General features: G+C 63.1%; 2 protein-coding genes. Both read left to right on the forward strand.

Going from position 1 to position 6,329, the window contains the following annotated elements:
* Positions 1–201: hypothetical protein (locus tag AC1DT2_RS13765; protein ID WP_477296886.1), on the forward strand; the 201-nt coding region annotated here is incomplete at its 5' end.
* A 34-nt stretch (positions 202–235) separates the two neighbouring features.
* Positions 236–6,329: two-partner secretion domain-containing protein (locus tag AC1DT2_RS13770; protein WP_477296888.1), on the forward strand; the 6,094-nt coding region annotated here is incomplete at its 3' end.

A 6,329-nucleotide genomic window follows, 5' to 3' on the forward strand; every position in this document is an offset into this window, starting at 1 on the left:
CAGGAAGACGTGACGCTGCCGACGATCCGCGCGATCGCCAGCGTGCTCAACGCGTGGCTGCACGACGGACGGCGCCTGGCGATCCGCGCGGTGCTGCGCGAACTCTGCGATGACGAGCTCAGGGAGCTCGTCGCACTACCCGAACTCAATGACGAAGTGGCAACGATGTCCGGTGATTTCGCGGGCGGGAACGCGCCGTGATCGCTGCCCATAACAAGGTATTCCGAGGTCTGTCATGATCGTACGCACCCGCACCGAAGCCGATTCCCGCCGCCCGGCGCCGCCCAAGCCGCGGCCGACCTTCCGCCGCAAGGCCATGTGCCAGTTCATCGCCATGGCGTTGTTCGGCGGTGGTGTCGCTCATGCGGCAACCACGCCCCCGGCCTTCAGCCCGGCCTGGTTCGCGACGAAGCAGCCGGGCGCCACGCCGCCATCGGCACCGTCCGCCGGTGCAAACAACGGCAACAACGTCAGCTTCTCGCCGGGTAGTGYCCTGCTGCAGCAGCGGGTACAACAGTCGATCCAGAACCTCAATACGGCAGCCTCGGCGCTCGCCGCGCAGATGCAGGCGCAGAAGGACGCACAGAGCGCCGCGGCGCAGCTGGCCTCCAACGTGCCTAATGGCATGGCGGCGGGCGGCCTGAACCCCGCAGCGGGCATCGCCACCGATCCTACGCTGTGGCAGAACGCTCTCAAGCCGACGGATACCGTGGCCGCGGGCAAGCACACGGTGGAAGTAAAACAGACGGCGAAGAAGGCGATCCTGACCTGGGACAGCTTTAACGTAGGTCGGGATACCACACTCTATTTCAACCAGAGCGCTGGCAACCTGAGCGGGGGCGGTAACGACTGGATCGCGCTGAACCGCGTTAACGATCCCTCCGCCAATCCGAGCCAGATCCTCGGCAGCATGAAGGCGGAAGGCACGGTTTACCTGCTCAACCGCAATGGTGTGATCTTCGGGCAGGGCGCGCAGGTAAATACGCACTCGCTCGTGGCGAGTTCGATGTATCTGTTCTCGAAGGATACGAAGACCAGTAACGATACCTTCCTCACTTCGGGTCTTGTTGACCCGTTGCGCAGCAACCTGCCGACGTTTTTGACGGATGCGACGGCGCCAGGTGGCGCTAGCGTGGTCGTGGAGAAGGGTGCGTCCATCAATGCAGGCGCGGACGGGTTCGTCCTGGTTGCTGCACCAAAGATCGTCAATCGCGGCGCTATCGTAGCGGACGATGGTCAGATCCTCCTGCAATCGGCGACGGAGCTGGATAACGTCGGTGCAAACGGTGACTTGAAATTTGTCAATAACACCCTCATTCCGAGCGGTCCTGACGATGGCATCGAGAATAGCGGCTTGATTCAGGCCCGTCGTGGCTCGATCAACCTGGCGGGCCCGCGCGTAGACCAGAACGGAGTCGTCGTAACCTCGACGAGCATCTCGCGTCCCGGCAGTATCAGCATCGCGGGCGGGACACGTTTTGTTAATGGCCCGGTAGAGTTTGGAGCAGGTTCGGTCACGGCAGTTCTGCCCGAAGAGGACGGTGCCACCACCACCTCAACCGCCGACGCCGATAAAGTCTTTGTACCTGGGAGCATTAATGTTTCCGGGTCGCGCGTCACGCTCGACAGTGGGTCGTTGATCGAGGCACCCGGCGGAAACGTGTCGCTGCAGGCCTTGGGCAATACGGGTGCGTCAGAGGTCGCTGGTGACGGTCGCGTCTACATCGATAGTGGTGCAACGGTTGACGTCTCGGGCCTTGCCGACGTTGAGCTACCGATGTCGGCGCTGCTGGTCACGATTCCGCGCATCGGACAGAACGAGTTGGCCGACTCGCCACTTCTGCGCAACAGCTTTCTTTATACGCAGAAGAACGTCGTGCTTGATAGCACGGCGTCGGGCACGCGTGCCGATGGTCTGGACTGGATCGGCAGTCCTATCCTCAACGCGGCAGGCTATGTACAGAACATGCCGCGCGACATCGACCAGATGCTGACGCGCGGCGGCCATATCACGCTGGACGGCCTCGAGGTAGTCGCGCGTACGGGTTCTCGTCTGGCGCTGGACGGTGGCTATCTCGCCTACCAGTCTGGCTGGATTACCACGCCGAATCTTCTTGGTTCGGACGGGCGGATTTATAACATCGCGTCCGCTGATCCGAACGTCGACTATGTCGGCTTCGCTGGGCAGTACACGAGCACCCACGCGCGCTGGGGCATCAGCGAAACTTACAACTCGCCCATCATGGGTGGCTCGAGGCGCTACCAAGAAGGCTTCGTCAAGGGTGCTGACGCCGGAACGCTCACGGTGCACGCGACGACGGGCCTCGCGCTTGACGGTGACATCTCCGCCCAGGCTACGCCTGGAACGCAGCAGACCAGCGATGGCACCCAGCCGGATGGAGGTACCTTTGCGTTCGACATGACAACGGCAGCTGCCGGTGGTACCAGCAGAAGCCTTGGTGTTCGCCTGCAGCAGATGTCGCGCACGCTCGAATCACTCTTGCCGGGTTTCGATCGCGATACGGATTGGAGCGACCTGGATGTTGCGAAGGGTCTCGATGCACCCTGGATGGTCATAAGCGCTGACACGTTGGGCAAGGCGGGCTTCAACACGGTCAATCTGGCAACCACCACGGCGCCAGTCGAGGAGGCCGCGGGCACGCATCTCGTGCTCCAGCCGGGCGGTAGCGTGTCGATCACTGCACCTCGTGTAGACATCTACGGCAGCATCGAAGCTCCAGCGGGAAACATCTCGATCGCTACGACGGGGCTCGCGGTATCGCCGGGCCAGCCCTACAACGCCTTTCAGTACCCGTACGCAGACATTACACTTCACGATGGCTCTCTGCTCAGCGCTCGGGGTCAGTGGGTCAACGACACTGGGCTGGACGCCGGACATATCCAGGGGGATCGCTGGACCGAAGGTGGAACCGTCATGCTTTCCACCTACGCTCAGCTTGGGCCCGGCAAAAATGGCGTCAGCGACGATGGCACCGGTTCGATCATTCTGTCCAGTGGCAGTACGATCGATGTTAGCGGTGGCGGCTACGTCGATACGCACGGTAACGTGAGCCTCGATCATGGCATTCCGGCGGGGCGCGGCGGCAATATTGCACTGCAGACCTATTATGTGCCGGCCACCGGAAGCGTGTGGGACGGTAAAACGCCACCCATATCGTTCGACCAAGGTCGCGTGGAGCTGGACGGCACGCTCCGCAGTTGGGGTTTCGCAGGCGGCGGTGCTTTAACGTTGCGAGCCGCACAGGTTCAGATCGGTGGCGACCCTTCGGATATGGCGCTCTCCAACGGCCTATGGCTGTCTCCTGCGTTTTTTTCCGGCCAGGGTTTCAGCCGGTACAATGTGTATTCGGTCACTGACGCCACCATCGCGGATGGCACGAACGTCGTGGTACGGCCGGCGAACCTGCTAGGCGACATCGATGGCTTGCGCGGATTACCCACCGGGTCCGACCTGTTCGCGACGACCGCCGTTACCGGTGTTGGCTTCCTTGATGACTGGCAGCGTTGGGCGACGCGAGGCACTTCGGTAGATCAGACGCCTGGCCTCACGTTAACCGCGGGCGACTACCTGAATTGGCCTCTGGATCTCACGCGTCCATTGAGTGGCCCACGTCTGGTGCCTGGCGTATCGGGAACGGCTACTGTCGGTATAGGTGCCGCAGTTACTGTCGATGCCGGCGGCGTCATCGATATTTCGGCGTTGCACAATGTCGAGGTCGACGGTAGTTTGACGGCGCACGGTGGTGCCATCAATCTCGCTGCCACTGGTTTTTCCCCGGGTGACTTTCCAAGTGCCGATACCGGATTGACATCGCGTGTGCGCGTCAGCGGCGAATCGACGATCGACGCAAGTGGTGTTTCGCTGGTGAACAGTCATGTCGCGCCCGCGAACGGGCAGGCGGGACGTGTTGTACCGAGGGTGGGTGACGTCCTTTCGGGTGGCTCGGTTACCTTGACTGGCGGCGACGAAACGTTTGTCGTCGCCGATGATGGCGCCCGCATTGACGTCTCCGGTGCAGCGGATACGTTTGATTTGCCTACCGCGTCGCGGCGTCTGAACGGTGCGACAAGTGCTGTGGAACCCACTGCGGTGTGGAGCGACGCCGGAAGCATCGTGTTCGGTGCTTCTGCAGGTCTCTATATCGGCGCGACACTCGACGGCCATGGCGGCGGACCCTCGGCAGAGGGCGGCTCGCTGCAGATCGTCGCGATGGACGAGAACGACCCCAACGCTCTGGTCACAGCCAAGGGCATCCTCGTGCGCCAGTCGTACGACCGCAAACCGGCTTTTGCCCAGGGTGACGTGTTCGATGGCGGTGTTGCCGGCGCGGACGGCACGCTCGAGTTCGCCGCCGACGTTTTCAACGGCTCAGGCATCAGCAGCCTGCAGTTCGGTCCGGGGGCCGGCGAGCCATTCAGCAACAAGGTAGTTCTTCCGCTCGGCTTTGCTGGTGACGTTAACCTCAATCTCGGGCGGCAGATCGCTATCAATTCATTCGGCATCGAGGCATTGCCGGCGACTGCGACGCAGGTGGATCTTCCTGGCGGCTTCATACAAGGTGCGGGCAAGGTCACCCTCAGCGCACCCTATGTGCATATCACTGGCAAGCCCGGTGCCTACAGCACTAACGCGGCACCGGTGGCTGCGGCGGGCGACGGCATCCTCGATGTCAATGCGGCCACCATCGACATGGGCGGCATGGTGAACCTGCAAGGCTGGCGGCAGGCCAGCTTCAATGCCAAAGACGACCTTCGCTTCACGCTGCCGGCGTTTTACGCGTCGACTGATGGCTTGACGGTCTCGCCCGGGATGCTTTTCAGTACGGGCGACCTCGTTTTCTCGGCGGGGCAGGTGTATCCGACCAGCGGGTATCGCTTCGCGATTAATGCGAATGCATCAGGTCTACCCGATGCGGACGGCAATGCACGGGAAACGAGCATCACTTTCCTTCCTTCGGGCAATGCATCGACCACGCCGCTGTCTGCGGGTGGCGCGCTTCTCGTCAGCGCTGACCACATCGAACAGCAAGGCACCATCCGCGTCCCCTCGGGAAGCATCGTCCTGGGAACGACGGATCCGCTGGCGGATGCAAGCGACTTTGGACTCGCGTCCGGGCTCCCGGCACTGGCAAGCACCAAGAGTGTGCATCTGGCGCCGGGCAGCATCACGTCCGTATCGCTCGACGGGCTTACGGTGCCTTACGGCAACACGATCGATGGCGTCGACTGGCGTTACACCCTGCATCCCGGTAACCCAGCAACGACTGTCACCGCTCCGCCAGCGAAGCAGATTGAAGTGGCCGGCGATTCGGTGGCACTCGACGCGGGTGCAACGATCGATCTCGACGGCGGCGGTCATCTCCAGGCTTCGGAGTTTGTGCCCGGTACCGGTGGTACCCGTGACCTGCTCACGACGGCACCGAACGGAGCCACCGTTTACGCCATCCTGCCGGGGTACCATGGCGCGGTGGCGGCGACGGATCTGTCCATGGACGCCAGCGGCGTCGCCCAGCCTGGCGTAGGCCGCCAGGTGTACCTGTCCGGCGTCCCAGGCCTGGCGGCAGGCTACTACACGCTGTTGCCGGCGCAGTACGCGACCTTGCCGGGTGCGATGCGCATCTACCAGGACACGACCTCGCGTGATGCTGTCGTTGGTCGTGCCGCGGCGTTCACCGACGGTGGTTACTCCGTGGGTGGTTACTACGGCGATGCACTGACGGGCGCTCACGATGCGCGTACCACCACCTTCGTGGTGCAGTCGGCCGCGACCTGGCAGCAGTACTCACAATATCGCCTCACCGATGCCGACACCTTCTTCAACGCTGCGGCGACGAAGAAAGGGCAGGTGGCGCCGCCGCTGGCTGCCGATGCAGGGCGACTGCAGATCGGTGCCGGGCACCAGCTCGACCTCGGTGCGACGCTCGACGCGACGCCGGGCGCGGGTGGTCGAACGTCGCAGGTCGACATTGCAGGCCAGGCCATTCAGGTGCTTGGCGCGGGTGAAACGGCGCGCGATGGCTATCTGGGTGTTGCCGCGGACGGGCTCACCACGCTTGGCGCCGGTAGCCTGTTGCTCGGTGGCACACGCAGCAGCGGTACCGACGGCGATCACGTCGATGTAACGGCCGATTCCATCTTGCTGTCGAACGATGCAGCCCACCCGCTCGCCGGTCAGGAGATCGTGCTGGTTGCCGGCGCGGGTGGCGATGGCATCACGCTCGAGGACGGCAGCGTTCTCACTGCACGTGGCGCGGGCAATCCGGTGGCCAGCCAGCCACTGGTGTTTGGTCAGGACGCTGGTACGGATG

The organism is Luteibacter sp. P4_E6 (assembly GCF_056401535.1).